This is a genomic window from Psychrobacter sp. AOP5-GZ1-6, from assembly GCF_052376345.1.
Lineage (GTDB): Bacteria > Pseudomonadota > Gammaproteobacteria > Pseudomonadales > Moraxellaceae > Psychrobacter.
The window spans coordinates 1-206 of sequence record NZ_JBQSVP010000421.1; the positions used below are offsets into that span (position 1 = coordinate 1).

1 pseudogene is annotated in these 206 nt (G+C 43.2%); it reads left to right on the forward strand.

The features are described 5' to 3' along the window. Positions 1-206 (forward strand): annotated as a pseudogene (locus ACT3RN_RS16440) (IS1 family transposase); the annotation flags it as partial.

Below are 206 nucleotides of genomic sequence, written 5' to 3' on the forward strand. Positions count from 1 at the left end.
TGCAAACGTCAATTCATTGGTGACCATGCCTTAACTTATAAGGGCTGTCACTCTAAAATAGAAGACATCATACGGCTAATGACGGTGAGAGGTTGCGGTGTTAGAGACATAGCTATTATAGCCTCAGTCAGTATCGGTAAAGTATTGGGCACCATAGGCTCATCTGTTTATAAGATCGCGCCTAAGAAGCGCTACTATGAACGCTT